Source organism: Pseudomonas sp. (genome assembly GCF_050739775.1).
In the GTDB taxonomy this organism is placed as follows: domain Bacteria; phylum Pseudomonadota; class Gammaproteobacteria; order Pseudomonadales; family Pseudomonadaceae; genus Aquipseudomonas.
This window is the reverse complement of the sequence record NZ_JBOICA010000044.1, coordinates 1-15571: the sequence shown is the minus strand read 5'-3', so window position 1 is coordinate 15571 and position 15571 is coordinate 1. Positions and strand designations below refer to the sequence as shown.

Sequence of the window (15571 nt, the reverse complement as noted above, 5' to 3'; positions counted from 1 at the left end):
TTCATTAATCGCGAAACCAGCATAGTCACCAACACTGATGACAATGCAGTGGCATGCTAAAGTCGCGCCGATCAAGCGACCCACCCGGAACAGTGAACCCCATGCCCCACACCGACCTCGACGCCAGCCTCCACCTCTGGCCTGAATTGATCGCCAGCCACCCGTGCAGCGGCTTGCTGCTGGGCAATGGTGCCAGTCGAGCGTTGTGGCGCCCGTTCGCCTATTTCTCCCTGTTCGAAGAAGCCCAACGGGTGCGCCACAAACCCTTGAGCCTGACCGACCAGGCCTTGTTCAAATCCCTCGGCACCGAGCTGTTCGAGCCGGTGCTCAGCGCCTTGAACACCACGGTACGCATCAACGCCGCCCTGGCAATCAGTTCGTCCGCGCCGCTGAACCGTTATTACGCAATCAAGGAAGCGCTGATACACGCCGTGCGCAGCGTGCATATATCCTGGCGCCTACTGCCGAAGTCGACCCTGCAACTGATCAACAACGAACTGCGCAATTACCACAGCGTCTACTCAAGCAACTACGACCTGCTCTGCCACTGGGCGGCCAGCCAGTGCGCGGACGGTCTCCAGTCGTTGTTCGATGAGGAAGGCATCTTCGATATCCGTCACACGCACAATCCCGGCACCCGCCTGTTGTACCTGCACGGCGGCTTGCACCTGCTCAAACAACAGGACGGCAGCACCCGCCAGCGCAGTGCCAGCGACAGCCAGTTGCTCGATGGATTTGCCGTAAACACCCCCGGCGATGTGCCGCTGTTCGTCAACGAAAGCAACAGCGACGACAAGCTCAAGGCCATCCGCAGTTCCGACTATCTGAACTGGTGCCTGGGCGAACTGGCGGGTCATCAAGGTGGGCTGTGCCTGTTCGGCCAGCACCTGGACAACAGCGACCGTCACCTGCTGCAAGCCATCAAGCAGGCACGCCCGGCGCACCTGGCCATTGCCATCCGGCCGTTGAACGAGACCTCGATCATCAGCCAGAAGCAGCATTACGCCCAGCGCTTCGCCGACACTGCGGACCTGCCGCTGTACTTTTTCGACGCCAGCAGCCACCCCCTGGGCGCTCCCGGCCTTGAAGTCCAGGTACCGATGCCGGTTCGCAAGCGGCGTTGACAGCACGACAATTTCGTCATGGCAAATATAAATAATTATCGATACCATTCGCATCTTTCTTCTCCGGTCCGTCCTGGAAAGCTTGCATGCAACGCCCCAAACCCGATCCACTTGCCCATGACACCTGCCGCGGGTTTTACACCGACATCCTGCGTTTCCTGCGCAAGCGCATGGACAACGCCAGTGATGCCGCCGACATGACCCAGGATGTGTTCACCCAGTGGCTGGGCTACCGGGACCGGTCACGGGTGGAGCAACCGCGGGCGTTTCTGTTCCAGGTCGCACGTAATCTGCTCAGCGATCACTGGCGCCGTCAACGTGTTCGTCACGCCGCGCTCGCTGAGCAGACACGTGCCGATGAAGACGCGAGCAGCGACAACTCCGCCGACCCCCTGAACCATGCCCAGCAACAACAACGCCTGGCGCAATTGAAAGATGTACTCGCCGAACTCTCGCCGCGCCGTCGCCAAGCCCTTATGCTGCACCGCTTCGAAGGTTTGACGCAGGCACAGATCGGTGAGCGCATGGGGATCTCCGTGAGCATGGTGGAAAAACACATTGCCGCCGCACTACTGCATTGCAAGCACCGCCTGGACAGTGACAACGGCATGGAGCAGCCAGAATGCACCACCCTCGGCGTGAAAATCCCCAGTTGGGACGCCAAGGTCGGCTGGCAGGCACAGTTCGTGCGCAAGACCGACCGCCTGCCCAGCGACAAGTACCGCGAAGGGCCCGCCAGCTCGCTGGGTGACCACTACTACGATCACTACGCCAACGACGACTATCAGGTCCACGGTCTGTTCGCCAACTGGAAGCCGCAGCAGCAGCTCAAAGGCACCGAGGTCAACCTGACCATCGACAACCTGTTCAACAACGACTACCGCTCCGAACTCAGCGGCGCCTATGCCTACAGCCAGGGACGCAATGCCAAGGTGAGCATTACCCGCTTCTTCTGAATCGACAGCAAACTGTACGGATGATCTTGTGACCAACTGTAACAAGATCATCCGTGCTGGCTGTGGCTCAATGACCGGACTCATCTGTCACAGGCTTTTGTTATGTCCAGCCGCGAGAACACCGGGATGGCCCTTGGCTTGCTCGGTGTCATCATTTTCAGCCTGACCCTGCCCATGACCCGTATCGTCGTGCAGGAACTGCATCCGCTGCTCAATGGCCTAGGCCGTGCCCTGCTGGCGGCAATCCCGGCAGCGGCATTGCTGCTCTGGCGTCGTGAGAAATGGCCGACCTGGCAACAGGTCAAAGGTTTGAGCCTGGTGGCCCTGGGAGTAATCCTTGGCTTTCCGGTTTTTTCCGCCTGGGCCATGCAGACTGTACCCGCGTCCCACGGTGCCTTGGTCAACGGCCTGCAACCTTTGTGCGTCGCCTTCTATGCCGCCTGGCTGTCCCATGAACGACCGTCGAAAGCCTTCTGGGCCTGCGCCGCGCTGGGCAGCGCGCTGGTGTTGGTGTACGCGATGATCATGGGCGCCGGGCAGATCCAGGCTGGTGACCTGTTGATGCTCGCGGCCATTGCCGTCGGTGGCCTGGGCTATGCCGAAGGTGGACGACTGGCGCGGGAGATGGGCGGTTGGCAGGTGATCTGCTGGGCCCTGGTGCTGGCCAGCCCGCTGTTGATCGGCCCGGTTGTGTACCTGGCCCTGCAACATCAGGGGCCGGTCAGCGCACAGGCCTGGTGGGCCTTTGCTTATGTGTCGCTGTTCTCGCAGTTCATTGGTTTCTTTGCCTGGTATGCCGGGCTGGCCCTGGGTGGCATCGCCCGGGTCAGTCAGATCCAGTTGCTGCAGATTTTCTTCACCATCGCCTTTTCCGCGCTGTTCTTTGGTGAGCAGGTCGAGCCGATTACCTGGGTGTTTGCGGCGGGGGTGATTGCTACTGTGGTGTTGGGTCGCAAAACTCGGGTACATCCGGCACCGGTGAGGGCCTGAAAGGTCCATGTCGCGGGGCTTGCCCCGCGATGTTTCAGGCCGCGATCAAGCCATCCGCTCGCAACAGGGTTTCCAGGCAATGCTCCTTGACCCCATAAAATTCCTTCAACTGCTGGATCTTCTCCAGCAACACCGTTGAATCCACCGGCGCCTGACGTTTCACCGCGAGGATCATCTTGTTCTTGTTGGTGTGCTCCAGCGAGATGAACTCGAACACCTTGGTCTCGTAACCACAGGCTTCCAGGTACAAGGCACGCAAGCTGTCAGTCAGCATCTCGGCCTGCTGCCCCAGGTGCAACCCATACTGCAGCATCGGTTTGAGCAGGCCCGGGCTATGCAATTGCGGGCGAATCTGTTTGTGGCAGCAGGGCGAGCACATGATGATCGCCGCGCCACAGCGAATGCCGGTATGGATCGCATAGTCGGTGGCGATGTCACAGGCATGCAGGGCGATCATCACCTCTATGGCACTGGGCACCACGCTGCGCACATCGCCACACTCGAACCGCAACCCCGGATGTTCCAGGCGCGCAGCAGCGCCATTGCACAACTCGACCATGTCCTGACGCAACTCGACGCCAGTCACCTGGGCCTCACGCTGCAGGGTGTTGCGCAGGTAATCGTGGATGGCAAAGGTCAGGTAACCCTTGCCCGAGCCAAAGTCGGTGACCCGCAAGGGTTGATCGGCGGCCAGCGGCGCCGAGTTCAGCGCATGAGAAAACACTTCGATGAACTTGTTGATCTGTTTCCACTTACGCGACATGGCCGGGATCAACGCATGCTGCTTGTCGGTGACGCCCAGGTCATGCAGGAACGGACGGCTCAACTCCAAGTAACGTTTTTTCTCCCGGTCATGTTCGCCCGCCGGCGCCTGACGTTCCTGCTGCACGGCACTGCGATGGAGCATTGGCTTGCCCTTCTTGCTGAACTCCAATTGCGCTTCATCGCTCAGGCTCAGCAGGTGGGCATTGCGAAACGAGCCCGGCAGCAGCTCGGCCACCAACGCCAGGGCTTCTTCATTGGGCAGGTTGCGGGTGATGTCGCGGGTCTGGTAGCGGTAGACCAGCGACAGACAGGCCTGGCCCTTGACGGTCAACGGCTTGGCGATGATCCGCTGCAAGGCTTCTTCAGTGCCGACATGGCGCGCCAGCACCAGCTTGATCAGGGCGTTTTGTTGCAGGCTGCTGGCGAGCAGGCTCAGAAACTGCGCACGCGCATCCGGCGCGGCCTGGGCGGTGGGGGAATCGGACATCGGGAGTGGGTGCCTCGGGTTGCGAAGGGAGCGGCTAGGCGCAATGCCGGGCATTTTACGTGGATGACCGGCCTGCGCACAGCTTTTGTCGATCAGCGTTCCCGGCTCAGCCCAACACCACCAGGCGGTTGGGCAGTTCGTTACGCTCATGGGTCAAGGGCACGTGCTCGATCAGCAGCTCGCCGCAAGCCTCGATGCATGCCACAAAACCCTGCAGGGTCTGCCCCTGGCGCACCTGTTCGGTAAAGCGCTGGACGATGCCTTCCCACACCTGGTTGTCCAGATGCTGGGAGATGCCCTCGTCGACCAGAATTTCGACATAGCGCTCGGCCTCGCTGACGAAAATCAGCACCCCGGTACTGCCTGCCGTATGGTGCAGGTTCTGTTCTAAAAACTGCCGCCGGGCCAGGTTCGAGGCGCGCCAGTGGCGCACCGAACGCGGGATCAGCCGGGTAGTCAGGCTAGGCAGGCGAAACAGCAGGCACAGGGCGATGAAGGTCAGCCATTGAGCGATCAGCAAGCCGTTGACGCTCAACCAGCCACCCAGGTAATAAATAGTGCCCGGCACCAGCAAGGCCAGCAGGCTGGCCCAGAGCAAGGGGATATAGGCGTAGTCGTCGGCGCGGGCCGCCAGCACGGTGACCAACTCCGCGTCGGTGCGCCGCTCGACCCGGGCGATGGCCTCGGCTACCTGGCGCTGTTCATATTCACTGAGCAATGTCATGTACTGGGCATCTCGTTGATTATTGTTCTACCAGCCCCCGGAGGAGCCGCCACCGCCGAAGCCGCCACCGCCGCCACTGAAGCCCCCGCCGCCGCGACCACCACCAAAACCGCCATAGCCGCCGCCGAAACCACCGCCCATGCCACCATGGCCACCGCGGCCACTTGCGCCCAGCCCCATGGACTGCGCGGCAAAGACCACGATAATCAGCAGGACAAACAGGCCGAAAGCCCAGGCCGGCGCGGCCTCCTCGCCCCCGCCGCCTTGTGCCCGCGACGGCTCGGCCAAGGGGGTGCCGCCCAGTACCTGAAAGATCGCCGCCGTACCTTGGACAATGCCTAAGCTGAACTCGCCACGGCGAAACGCCGGGGTGATAATGCCGTTGATGATCACCGACGCCTGGGCATCGGTCAGACGTTCTTCAAGACCATAGCCGACTTCGATGCGCAGCTTGCGCGCCTGGGGCACAACGATCAACAGCGCACCGTTGTCCTTGCCCTTCTGGCCAATCCCCCAGTGGCGACCGAGCTGATAGCCGAAGTCCTCGATCGGCAGCCCCTGCAGATCATTCACGGTGACCACCACAACCTGCTCGCCGCTGGCTTGTTCATGGGCCGTGAGCATACGTTCAAGCTGGTTGCGGCTGCCGGCGTCGAGCAACCCGGCGTTGTCCACCACCCGGCCGCTCAGGGCCGGGAAGTTCGGCTCGGCCCGCAGCGGCGTGACAATCAGTAGCGCCAGCAGCAGCGTCCATTGCAGCAGACGCATCAGAACTTCACTTCAGGGGCTTTGTCGGCATCACTGGCTGTGGCCTCGAAGGTCTCCCGCAGCGGCAGGCTGCTGTACATCACACTGTGCCAGAGACGCCCGGGGAAGGTGCGGATCTCGGTGTTGTAACGCTGAACCGCGGCGATGAAATCCTTGCGGGCCACGGCAATGCGGTTTTCCGTGCCTTCAAGCTGTGACTGCAGGGCGAGAAAATTCTGGTTTGACTTCAGCTCCGGATAGCGTTCGGACACCACCATCAGACGGCTGAGCGCTCCCGTCAGTTGCGATTGTGCCTGCTGGAATTGCTGGAGCTTCTTTGGATCATCCAAGGTGCTGGCATCCACCTGGATCGAGGTGGCCTTGGCCCGCGCTTCAATGACTGCGGTCAGGGTTTCCTGTTCCTGCCTGGCATAACCTTTGACCGTTTCCACCAGGTTGGGGATCAGGTCGGCGCGGCGCTGGTATTGGTTCTGCACTTGCGCCCAGGCGGCCTTGACCTGCTCGTCGTAGTTGGGGATGTTGTTGATCCCGCAGCCGGCCAGCAGGCTGCCAAGGATCAGCAACAACCACAATCGAACGCCCTTGAACTGGATTACCTGCATAGTTGCCCTACTCCTTGATCAGCGTGAATCACTGTACTTGAGGCATAATCCGTCACCGCCGCTGGATCGTGTTGGCCCAATCGGCTAAAAGATGCCCCAGCAAACTACAACAATAGCCGCTCCCCCAACTTCGGCTGGGCAGTATCACCGTGAATACTGCCCTGGGCTTTGAGAACAGAATTTCATGAACAAGCTGTGTTTGCTGGGCCTCCTCGTCAGCCTGGCCAGTCAGTCGGCCTTCGCCGATACCCCTGCAGATTCGTTGCAGAACAAACAGGCGTTCATCGCCGACCTTATGGGCCAGATGACCCTGGACGAGAAGATCGGCCAGTTGCGCCTGATCAGCATCGGCCCGGAAATGCCGCGGGAGATGATCCGCAAGGAGATCGCCGCGGGCCGCATCGGCGGTACCTTCAACTCGATCACCCGCGCCGAGAACCGTCCGATGCAGGACGCGGCAGGCCGCAGCCGTCTGAAGATCCCGATGTTCTTCGCCTATGACGTGATCCACGGCCACCGCACGATTTTCCCGATCAGCCTGGCCCTGGCCTCGAGCTGGGACATGGACGCGATCGCCAAGGTCGGACGGATCTCCGCTCTGGAAGCCGCCTCCGACGGCATCGACATGACCTTCGCGCCGATGGTCGATATCGCTCGCGACCCGCGCTGGGGTCGCACCAGTGAAGGCTTTGGTGAAGACACCTATCTGGTCTCGCGCATTTCCAAGGTCATGGTTGAGTCCTTCCAGGGCAAGAGCCCGGCCGAGGCGACCAGCCTGATGGCCAGTGTCAAACACTTCGCCCTGTATGGCGCTGTGGAGGGCGGGCGCGACTACAACACCGTCGACATGAGCCCAACGAAGATGTTCAACGACTACCTGCCACCTTACCGCGCCGCCATCGATGCTGGCGCCGGCGGTGTGATGGTCGCGCTGAACTCGATCAACGGCGTGCCGGCCACCTCCAACACTTGGCTGATGCAGGATCTGCTGCGCAAGGACTGGGGTTTCAAGGGCGTGACCGTCAGCGACCACGGGGCAATCACCGAACTGGTTCGCCACGGTGTGGCCGGCGATGGCCGCGAGGCGGCAAAGCTGGCGATCAAGGCGGGCATCGACCTGAGCATGAACGACTCGCTGTACGGCGAAGAACTGGCCAACCTGCTCAAGGCGGGCGAAATCGACCAGGCCGACATCGACAATGCTGTGCGTGAAGTACTCGGCGCCAAGTACGACATGGGCCTGTTCGCCGACCCGTACCGGCGCATCGGCAACGCCAGCGACGACCCGGCCGACACCTACGCCGACAGCCGCCTGCACCGCGCCGAAGCGCGTGATGTGGCGCGCCGCAGCCTGGTCCTGCTGGAAAACCGCGAGCAGACCCTGCCGCTGAAGAAGACCGGCACCATCGCCCTGGTCGGCCCGCTGGCCGACGCCCCCATCGACATGATGGGCAGCTGGGCCGCCGCCGGGCGTCCGCAGCAGTCAGTGACCGTGCGCGAAGGCATGCGCCAGGTGCTGGGCGACAAGGCCAAGGTGATCTACGCCAAAGGCTCCAACGTCACCCACGACAAGGCCATTCTCGACTACCTGAACTTCCTCAACTTCGACGCTCCGGAAATTGTCGATGACCCACGTCCGGCCGCCGTGCTGATCGACGAAGCGGTCAAGGCTGCCAAGCAGTCCGATGTGGTCGTGGCCGTGGTCGGCGAGTCCCGTGGCATGTCCCACGAATCGTCGAGCCGCACCACCCTGGAAATCCCGGCCGCCCAGCGCGAGCTGATCAAGGCCCTGAAAGCTACGGGTAAGCCGCTGGTGCTGGTGCTGATGAACGGCCGGCCGCTGTCGCTGACCTGGGAACGCGAGCAGGCCGACGCCATCCTGGAAACCTGGTTCAGCGGCACTGAAGGCGGTAATGCCATCGCCGATGTACTGTTCGGCGACTACAACCCGTCAGGCAAGCTGGCCATCACCTTCCCGCGTTCGGTCGGGCAGATTCCGATGTACTACAACCACCTGAGCATTGGCCGCCCCTTCACCCCGGGCAAGCCTGGCAACTACACCTCGCAGTACTTCGAGGAGCCCAACGGCCCGCTCTACCCCTTCGGCTACGGCCTGAGCTATAGCGACTTCAGCCTGTCGCCGCTGACCCTGTCGAGTAAAACCCTGAAAAAGGGCCAGACCCTCGAGGCCAGCGTTCGTGTGAAGAACACCGGCAAGCGTGACGGCGAAACCGTGGTGCAGCTGTACCTGCAAGACATTGCCGCGTCCATGAGCCGACCCATCAAGGAATTGAAGAACTTCCAGAAGGTCATGCTCAAGGCTGGTGAAGAGCGCACTGTACGCTTCCAGATCAGTGAAGAAGACCTGAAGTTCTACAACACCCAACTGCAATGGGCAGCCGAGCCCGGCGAGTTCAACGTCCAGGTCGGGCTGGACTCCCAGGCGGTACAGCAAAAGCGTTTCGAACTGTTGTAAGCCGCTGCCAAGCGCCAAGGGAAGGCCAGGAGGCCTTCCCCCTCTGCCGGGATCCGCACCATGCCTTACTCTTTTCGTGCCCTGCGTCTGGGGCTGATAGTTTTCTTCATCCTGGCCGGCACGCTGTTCACCGCCGGCTGGGCCATGCACCATGCCAAACGCCAGTCGATGGTCGAGGATGCCGCTCGTGCCAGCCAGCAACTGGGCTTGTACGCCACCTCGCTGCATACCCTGATCGAACGCTACCGCGCCCTGCCCGCCGTGCTGGCCCTGGACCCGGAGCTGATCAGCGCGCTCAGTGGTCCGCTCAACGACCAGGTTCAGGATGCCCTGAACCGCAAGCTCGAGCGCATTAACGGTGCGGCCAACTCCTCGACCCTGGAGCTGCTCGACCGTACCGGCCTTGCCGTGGCCGCCAGCAACTGGCGCCTGCCCAGCACCTATGTCGGCTCCAACTACGGCTTTCGCCCCTACTTCAAACAGACCCGCAGCCAGGGCAGCGGGCGCTTCTACGCCGTCGGCGTGACCAGCGGCGTGCCGGGCTACTTCCTCTCCAGCGCCGTGCAGGACGAGCACGGCCGCTTCCTCGGTGCCATGGTGGTCAAGCTGGAGTTCCCGGAGCTTGAACGTGAATGGCGCCAAGGCAACGATATTCTGCTGGTCAGCGATGCCCGCGGGATCATCTTCATCGCCAACCAGGACGGTTGGCGCTACCGCCAACTCAAACCCCTGACCAGTGCTGACCGTGCCGAACTGGCCGCCACCCGCCAGTACGACAAGCAACAGCTGGTGCCTTTGCAGCACCAGGTGCTCAGCCGTTTCGATGACAACAGCCACCTGATGCGTGTTCAACAGCCTGAAGGTAGCTCTGAGTACCTGTGGGAGAGCTTGCCCCTGGAAGCCGAGGGCTGGACCCTGCACCTGCTGCGCAAGCCGCAGGTCAGCGACGACGGCCGCAATGCCGCCCTCGCCGCAGCCGCCGTGTGGCTGAGCCTGGTCTTCGCCCTGCTGTTCATCAGCCAGCGTCTGCGCCTGGCACGCTTGCGCCAGCGCAGCAGTGAAGAGCTCACGCGCCTGGTCGAGGAACGCACCCGCGATCTGCGCACGGCCCAGGAAGGCCTGGTGCAATCGGCCAAGCTGGCCGCACTGGGACAAATGTCGGCAGCCCTGGCCCATGAAATCAATCAACCGCTGACCACCCAGCGCATGCAACTGGCGACCTTGCGCCTGTTGCTCGACAACCAGCGCTTTGATGAGGCACGCCAGGCCCTGGAACCGCTGGAACAGATGCTGACACGCATGGCAGCGCTCACCGGCCACCTGAAGACCTTCGCCCGCAACAGTCCCAGCGGCTTGCGCGAACGCCTGGACCTGGCCACCGTGGTCGATCAGGCCTTGCAGTTGCTCGATACGCGCATTCGCGCCGAACAGGTGGAAGTCTCCCAGTACCTGGCCCGTCCGGCGTGGGTGCGCGGCGATGCGATCCGTCTGGAGCAAGTGCTGATCAACCTGTTGCGCAACGCCCTGGACGCCATGGCCGGGAAAAGCTACAAACGCCTGGAAATCCGCATCGAGGTCGAGGCCGAGCAGTGGCGCCTGAGTGTGCTCGACAGCGGCGGCGGCATACCTGCCGAACACCTGGCCAGTGTTTTCGATCCATTCTTCACCACCAAGCCCGTGGGTGAAGGGCTGGGCCTGGGCCTGGCGATTTCCTATGGCATCATTCACGAAGCCGGTGGACGCCTTACGGTCGACAATCAACCGGGCGGCGCTCGTTTCAGCCTTACCCTGCCCTGTGATCTGGAGTCTTGATGTTCAATTCGGTAATGGTCGTCGACGATGAAGCCAGCATCCGTACTGCGGTCGAGCAGTGGCTGAGCCTGTCCGGCTTCAGCGTGCAGCTGTTCAGCCGCGCCGAAGACTGCCTGAACCAGTTACCCATGCACTTTCCAGGCGTCATCCTCAGCGATGTGCGCATGCCCGGCATGGACGGCCTGCAGTTGCTCGAACAACTCCAGGCGCGCGATGCCGACCTGCCGGTGATTCTCCTGACCGGCCACGGCGATGTGCCCATGGCGGTCGAAGCGATGCGCAACGGCGCCTATGACTTTCTGGAAAAGCCCTTCAGCCCGGAAAGCCTGCTGGGCAGCCTGCGCCGCGCCCTGGAGAAACGCCAGCTGGTCCTGGAGAACCGCCGCCTGCATGAACAGGCCGACCTCAAGGCGCGCCTGGAACTGAACCTGCTGGGTATGTCCCAAGGCATGCAGCAGTTGCGCAGGCAAGTGCTGGACCTGGCCAGCTTGCCGGTCAACGTGCTGATTCGTGGTGAAACCGGCAGTGGCAAGGAGCAAGTCGCGCGCTGCCTGCATGACTTTGGCCCGCGGGCTGACAAACCCTTCGTCGCGCTCAACTGCGCAGCGATCCCCGAGGCGCTGTTCGAAGCCGAGTTGTTCGGCCATGAAAGTGGCGCCTTCACAGGCGCCCAAGGCAAGCGCATTGGCAAGCTGGAATACGCCAATGGCGGCACGGTGTTCCTCGATGAAATCGAAAGCATGCCCCTGGCCCAGCAAGCCAAACTGCTGCGCGTGTTGCAGGAGCAGAAACTGGAGCGCCTTGGCGCCAACCAGAGCGTCAGTGTCGACTTGCGAATCATTGCCGCGACCAAGCCTGACCTGCTCGAAGAAGCCCGCGCCGGACGCTTTCGCGAAGACCTGGCGTACCGCCTGAACGTCGCCGAATTGCGCCTGGCGCCCTTGCGCGAACGGCGCGAAGACATTCCCTTGCTGTTCCAGCACTTTGCCCGCCTGGCTGGCGAGCGCGTCGGTCGTAGTGCGCCGCTGCTCAGCGGCGCGCACCTGGGACGCCTGCTCAGCCACGACTGGCCCGGCAACGTCCGCGAACTGGCCAATGCCGCCGAGCGTCACGCCCTTGGCCTGGGTGAGCCAAGCATTGCCCAGGTCGAGTCAGGACAATCCCTTGCCGCCCAGCAGGAAGCCTTCGAATCGCAGTGCCTGCGGGCAGCCCTGAGCCGCCACAAAGGCGAGATCAAGGCCGTCATGGAAGAACTGCAACTGCCCCGCCGCACCCTCAACGAAAAGATGCAGCGCCATGGGCTATTGCGCGAAGACTTCCTCTAACCGTACCGCCTCAATAAGCGGAATCTTGCCGATCAACCCTGAAAGTATGAGCGGATTTCCGCTCACAGACAGGCGAAAACCCTTCTAATCCGGGCCTTCAGCACTTGGCACAGCTCCTGCTATAGACCTGGCAGGCTGCGTTTCGGCGCGCTCCACAAAAACAACTATGAAGGTCCCTTCGATGGATAACTCCAGCACCCTGCCAGCCGGGGCGGCCGTTGCGCCCGCCGCGGAAAAAACCACCCGAAGCCGACTCAAGTCGATTTTCAGCGGTTCGATCGGCAACATGGTCGAATGGTACGACTGGTATGTGTACGCCGCATTTTCCCTGTACTTCGCCAAAGCCTTCTTCCCGGCCGGCGACACCACCGCACAGCTTCTCAATACTGCCGCGATCTTTGCCGTAGGCTTTTTGATGCGCCCGATCGGTGGCTGGCTGATGGGCATCTACGCCGACCGCAAGGGACGCAAAGCCGCACTGATGGCCTCGGTACTGCTGATGTGCGCAGGCTCGCTGGTCATCGCCCTGACCCCGGGCTATGAAACCATCGGCGTTGCCGCCCCCATCCTGCTGGTGATCGCGCGCCTGATGCAGGGCTTGTCGGTTGGCGGCGAATACGGCACCTCGGCCACCTACCTGAGTGAGATGGCGACCAAGGAGCGTCGTGGCTTTTTCTCCAGCTTCCAGTACGTGACCCTGATTTCCGGCCAGCTCATCGCCCTGGCGGTGCTGATCATCCTCCAGCAGACCCTGACCACCGAGCAGCTGTATGCCTGGGGCTGGCGCGTACCATTCGTGATCGGCGCCCTGTGCGCGGTCGTGGCCCTGTACCTGCGTCGCGGCATGGAAGAAACCGCCTCCTTCACCAAGAAGGAAAAGTCCAAGGAAAGCCTGATGCGCACCCTGATGCGCCATCCCAAGGAACTGGCAACCGTGGTCGGTCTGACCATGGGCGGCACCCTGGCCTTCTACACCTATACCACCTACATGCAGAAGTACCTGGTGAATACGGTGGGCATGAGCATCAGCGATTCGACCACGATCTCGGCGGCGACCCTGTTCCTGTTCATGTGCCTGCAACCGGTCATCGGCAGCCTGTCCGACAAGATCGGCCGCCGTCCGATCCTGATCGCCTTCGGTATACTGGGCACGCTGTGCACGGTGCCGATCCTGACCACCCTGCACACCATCCAGACCTGGTGGGGCGCGTTCTTCCTGATCATGGCGGCGCTGATCATCGTCAGTGGCTACACCTCGATCAACGCCGTGGTCAAAGCCGAACTGTTTCCCACCGAAATCCGTGCCCTGGGTGTCGGCCTGCCCTACGCACTGACCGTGTCGATCTTCGGCGGTACCGCTGAGTACGTGGCGCTGTGGTTCAAGAGCATCGGCATGGAAACCGGCTACTACTGGTACGTGACCGCCTGTATTGCCTGCTCGTTGCTGGTGTATGTGTTCATGAAGGACACCCGCACACATTCGCGGATTACCACTGACTGAAGGTAAGTTCACAAGCAGTAAAAAAGGGGCATCCGCCAGCGGATTGCCCCTTTTTTCGTTTCTGCCGCATGGGTTGTCGTACTTAACGCGCGATTAATCCCAGCCCTGCACACTTCAACCATCGACAGACCGAGTCGCCTGTATCGCTCCCTGTAGGAGCCAGCCTTGCCGGCGATGAGGCCCTTACTGTCGCCAAGCTAATCGAATGATTCGATTTTTATACGCTATTTTATGCGCTTTTTAATCAATTTAATCGGCGTAGCATTAAACCCATAGAAACAAACAACCTTTCACCCCCCTGGAGCAACGACCATGAAAAGCAAACTGATCCTGACCCTGACCTTCTCGGTTCTGGCTGCCAACGCTTTCGCCGAAGACGGCTTCGACCGCACCAACAGCCACAACTTTGGCGCCGTGCAAACCCAGTCGGCTACTTATGCAGAAGATGGTTTTGATCGCACTGGCGCGGCCAAATTCGCCGAAGATGGATTCGATCGCACACAAGCCCACCGCTTCAGCTAATCCCTGATGCACTGCAGTCAGCCCGGCTTCGGCCGGGCTTAATCGTTTTCAGCGTGGCAAAGCCTTGGCACACTAGGCGCTTACTCACAGGGAAGGCCGCAAGGCCAGCGCAGATGTACTACTACGAACCCGCAAAAGGCCACGGCCTGCCCCACGACCCCTTCAACGCCATCGTCGGCCCGCGCCCCATCGGCTGGATTTCTTCCCGGGATGGCGAAGGTCGCTTGAACCTTGCGCCGTACAGCTTCTTCAACGCCTTCAACTACATTCCGCCGATCATCGGTTTCTCCAGCGTCGGGCGCAAAGACAGCCTGAACAATATCGAGAAAACCGGCGAGTTCGCCTGGAACCTGGCGACCCGGCCACTGGCCGAAGCCATGAACCAGAGCTGCGCCGCAGTCCCGGCCGAAGTCGATGAGTTCGCCCTGAGCGGCCTGACGCCAGCGGCCTCCAAGGTCATCGCCGTGCCGCGGGTGCAGGAAAGCCCGGTGTCCTTCGAATGCAAGGTGACCCAGATCATCCAGCTGCAACGCGCCGATCAGGTGCTGGTGCCGAGCTGGTTGATCCTCGGGGAAGTGGTGGCGGTGCATATCGCCGAGCACCTGCTCAAGGACGGCATCTACGACACCACTGCCGCGCAACCTATCCTGCGCGGCGGCGGCCCTGCGGATTATTTCGAACTGGGCAATCTGTTCAAGATGACCCGTCCGCCGGTCAACGGCTGAGTTACCAGACCAGCTCGGCGTCGTCGTTGACGTCCTGCAGGCGTTCAAGCTCGATGCAGGCCGCCTCGTCAGCGGCCAGAGCGGTCTTGAACGTCTGCCCATCGAGGACTTTATGAAAACGCGGTGCGCCGCTGGCCCCCAGGCCTTTGACGGCGATCGCCGCGCAGTACCCCTGTTCACCGCGAACAGCGGCCGATACGGCTTCGAACTGCGAAAACTCTTTACGTGCCATGTGCCTCAAATCCACAACGATTGCCTGAAAGCGCCATTCTAACCCGCAGACGGCTCACCAAAGGTATGCAGGTCAAGGCTGGCGACCACCTGGGCCTGAACCAGCTCGCCGAACAGGTCCAGGGTGGGCGAAGCAAAGTAGCCGCTCATCGCCTGCTGATCGCTCCAGAAACCACTGAGCAGCCACAGATCGGCATCGGCCTGGGACTGTTGCAGGTTGAAGTGCAGGCATCCCGGTGCCTGGCGCGAAGGCTCAAGCAATTGGCGCAAGCGCTCGCCCAGTTCCACTGAACGACCGCTACTGGCCCGGATAAAAGCAAGGTGGGTGACCGAATGCGACGAGGTCATGAGCATCTCTCCTAGAGCAGCCAGTTGTTATTGCCAGGCTGCACAGGTTAGGCGATGCCTCGCGCGGGCCGTTAGGTCATTCCTGTCGTCTGCTTGCACATACCTATGCTGCACAGGTCCTTATCTGGAAGTGCTGCAATGACTACCCTTGACCCCGCCCTGGAACAACAGCGCCAGGAGCTGGCTGATCTGGTGCGTCGTCACGCACCGCGGAC

13 protein-coding genes and 3 pseudogenes are annotated in these 15571 nt (G+C 61.6%); 10 read left to right on the top strand and 6 right to left on the bottom strand.

Annotated features, from left to right (window positions below; genetic code table 11):
• Positions 1 to 101: 101 nt before the first annotated feature.
• The 4 genes and pseudogenes from ACRESH_RS20185 to ACRESH_RS20170 all read left to right on the top strand — a co-directional run bounded on the left by ACRESH_RS20185 (position 102) and on the right by ACRESH_RS20170 (position 3070).
• Positions 102 to 1124, top strand: coding sequence for a DUF4917 family protein (locus tag ACRESH_RS20185; protein ID WP_431743630.1), 1023 nt, complete (start codon positions 102 to 104; stop codon positions 1122 to 1124).
• Positions 1125 to 1210: 86 nt separating this feature from the next.
• Positions 1211 to 1747, top strand: a pseudogene (locus ACRESH_RS20180) (RNA polymerase sigma factor); the annotation flags it as partial.
• A gap of 6 nt (positions 1748 to 1753) precedes the next feature.
• Positions 1754 to 2080 (top strand): annotated as a pseudogene (locus tag ACRESH_RS20175) (TonB-dependent receptor); the annotation flags it as partial.
• A 102-nt stretch (positions 2081 to 2182) separates the two neighbouring features.
• Positions 2183 to 3070: a DMT family transporter gene (locus ACRESH_RS20170; RefSeq protein WP_431743629.1), complete on the top strand. Its 888-nt coding sequence runs from the start codon at positions 2183 to 2185 to the stop codon at positions 3068 to 3070.
• Positions 3071 to 3104: 34 nt separating this feature from the next.
• Here the strand turns inward: ACRESH_RS20170 and ACRESH_RS20165 are convergent, their stop codons facing one another.
• The 4 genes from ACRESH_RS20165 to ACRESH_RS20150 all read right to left on the bottom strand — a co-directional run bounded on the left by ACRESH_RS20165 (position 3105) and on the right by ACRESH_RS20150 (position 6416).
• On the bottom strand, positions 3105 to 4322 hold the full coding sequence (locus tag ACRESH_RS20165; protein ID WP_431743628.1) for a class I SAM-dependent methyltransferase: 1218 nt from the start codon (positions 4320 to 4322) through the stop codon (positions 3105 to 3107).
• Positions 4323 to 4428: 106 nt separating this feature from the next.
• Positions 4429 to 5046, bottom strand: a complete 618-nt coding sequence (locus ACRESH_RS20160) for a TPM domain-containing protein (protein ID WP_431743627.1) — start codon at positions 5044 to 5046, stop codon at positions 4429 to 4431.
• A 27-nt stretch (positions 5047 to 5073) separates the two neighbouring features.
• Entirely contained in the window at positions 5074 to 5814 is a 741-nt protein-coding gene (locus tag ACRESH_RS20155) for a TPM domain-containing protein (protein WP_431743626.1), read from the bottom strand.
• Positions 5814 to 6416, bottom strand: coding sequence for a LemA family protein (locus tag ACRESH_RS20150; RefSeq protein WP_431743625.1), 603 nt, complete (start codon positions 6414 to 6416; stop codon positions 5814 to 5816). Before ACRESH_RS20150 ends, ACRESH_RS20155 begins: the two co-directional genes overlap by 1 nt.
• 184 nt (positions 6417 to 6600) lie before the next feature.
• Between ACRESH_RS20150 and bglX the strand changes: the two genes are divergently transcribed.
• From bglX to ACRESH_RS20120, 6 genes and pseudogenes are all read left to right on the top strand, one after another.
• The gene (gene bglX, locus ACRESH_RS20145) at positions 6601 to 8892 is read left to right on the top strand and encodes a beta-glucosidase BglX (RefSeq protein ID WP_431743624.1); all 2292 of its coding nucleotides are present in this window, start codon (positions 6601 to 6603) and stop codon (positions 8890 to 8892) included.
• A gap of 60 nt (positions 8893 to 8952) precedes the next feature.
• Positions 8953 to 10704 (top strand): ATP-binding protein, encoded by a 1752-nt coding sequence (locus ACRESH_RS20140; protein ID WP_431743623.1) that lies wholly within the window; start codon positions 8953 to 8955, stop codon positions 10702 to 10704.
• Positions 10704 to 12029, top strand: a complete 1326-nt coding sequence (locus tag ACRESH_RS20135; RefSeq protein ID WP_431743622.1) for a sigma-54-dependent transcriptional regulator — start codon at positions 10704 to 10706, stop codon at positions 12027 to 12029. Before ACRESH_RS20140 ends, ACRESH_RS20135 begins: the two co-directional genes overlap by 1 nt.
• A gap of 181 nt (positions 12030 to 12210) precedes the next feature.
• Positions 12211 to 13530, top strand: coding sequence for an MFS transporter (locus ACRESH_RS20130; protein WP_431743621.1), 1320 nt, complete (start codon positions 12211 to 12213; stop codon positions 13528 to 13530).
• 312 nt (positions 13531 to 13842) lie between these two features.
• Positions 13843 to 14049, top strand: a pseudogene (locus tag ACRESH_RS20125) (heme utilization protein); the annotation flags it as partial.
• Positions 14050 to 14165: 116 nt separating this feature from the next.
• Positions 14166 to 14777, top strand: coding sequence for a flavin reductase family protein (locus ACRESH_RS20120; RefSeq protein ID WP_431743620.1), 612 nt, complete (start codon positions 14166 to 14168; stop codon positions 14775 to 14777).
• A 1-nt stretch (position 14778) separates the two neighbouring features.
• Here the strand turns inward: ACRESH_RS20120 and ACRESH_RS20115 are convergent, their stop codons facing one another.
• Positions 14779 to 15009 carry a hypothetical protein gene (locus tag ACRESH_RS20115; protein WP_431743619.1) on the bottom strand — a complete coding sequence of 77 codons (231 nt, stop codon included), beginning with the start codon at positions 15007 to 15009 and terminating at the stop codon, positions 14779 to 14781.
• A gap of 38 nt (positions 15010 to 15047) precedes the next feature.
• Positions 15048 to 15356, bottom strand: coding sequence for an antibiotic biosynthesis monooxygenase family protein (locus tag ACRESH_RS20110; protein ID WP_431743618.1), 309 nt, complete (start codon positions 15354 to 15356; stop codon positions 15048 to 15050).
• Positions 15357 to 15571 lie beyond the last annotated feature (215 nt).